This window comes from Pseudomonas sp. FSL R10-0056 (assembly GCF_009600105.1).
In the GTDB taxonomy this organism is placed as follows: domain Bacteria; phylum Pseudomonadota; class Gammaproteobacteria; order Pseudomonadales; family Pseudomonadaceae; genus Aquipseudomonas; species Aquipseudomonas bubulae.
The window spans coordinates 1-1,217 of the sequence record NZ_WIWL01000059.1 but is presented as its reverse complement, the minus strand read 5'-3'; the positions used below and the strand labels follow the sequence as shown (position 1 = coordinate 1,217).

Here is a 1,217-nt window from a genome sequence, read left to right as displayed (position 1 = left end):
GCCATGGATCGCCCTCGGACTCGGCTGGCTGCTGGCCCTGCTGGCCCTGCTCGGGCCCAGTTGGCAGCGCGTCGAGCAGTCCTCGCAGAAACCCGAAGACCCGCTGGTGGTGATGCTCGAACTGACCCCCGAAATGCTCGCCACCGACAGTTCGCCCAACCGTCTTGAGCAGGCACGGCGCAAGATCTACGACCTGCTGCAAAACCGCAGCGACGCGCAAACCGCCGTGATCGTCTACGCGGGCAGCGCCCATACCCTGGTGCCGCTGTCCGATGACATGGCCACCAGCCGCAACCTGCTCGAAGCCCTCAAGCCGTCGATCATGCCGCAGCCGGGCCATCGCGCCGACCTGGCGATTGGCAAAGCCCTTGAACTGCTGGATCAGAGCGCACTGGGCCAGGGCCGCTTGCTGCTGATCACCTCATCGCTCAGTGAACAGGAGCGCAACGGCATCCGCCAGGCCTTGAGCGGCCATGCACCGCAACTGCTGATACTGGGTATTGGCAGTCGCGAAGGCGCCCCCGTGGTGGATGAAAACGGGCAGTTTCTCCAGGACGACCAGGGTGCCATTCTCCTGCCGCGTCTCGACAGCCCGAGCCTGCGCGCCTTTGCCCTCGATGTAGGTGGCCGCTACCGCCAGGCGCGTCTGGATGACAACGACCTGCGCGGCCTGGGCCTGCTCGACGGCCCGCGCAACCTGCGCAATGACGGCCAGACCCTGCAACTGGATACCTGGGCCGACCAGGGTTACTGGCTGTTGCTGCCGCTTCTGCTGCTGGTGGCCTGCGCGGGCCGCCGTGGCTGGCTGTTCTGCCTGCCCCTGCTGTTTATGCTGCAACCGCAGCCGGCGCAGGCCATAAGTTTTACCGACCTGTGGCTGCGTCCCGACCAACAGGGCCTGCGCCTGTTGCAGCAAAACAAGCCGCTGCTGGCCGTGGAGCATTTCAGCGACCCGCTCTGGCAGGGCGTGGCCCTGTACCGGGCGGGCGACTATGCGGGTGCAGCCCGACGCTTTGCCGAAGTCAACAGCGCCAGCGCGCACTATAATCGCGGCAATGCACTGGCCATGAACGGCGAGCTGGAAGCGGCCATCGATGCCTGGGAACAGGCGCTGGAACTGCAACCCGAGCTGGAGGCTGCGGCACAGAACAAAGCCCTGGTCGAACAGCTGCTCGAGCAGCAACGCGCCCAGGCCGAAGCCGAACACCCCCCCGAGC

1 protein-coding gene is annotated in these 1,217 nt (G+C 66.1%); it reads left to right on the top strand.

Annotated elements, in window-relative coordinates; genetic code table 11:
- Nucleotides 1-1,217, top strand: a 1,217-nt coding sequence (locus GHO42_RS03365; protein ID WP_153384113.1) for a tetratricopeptide repeat protein, incomplete at both ends; no start/stop codon positions are given.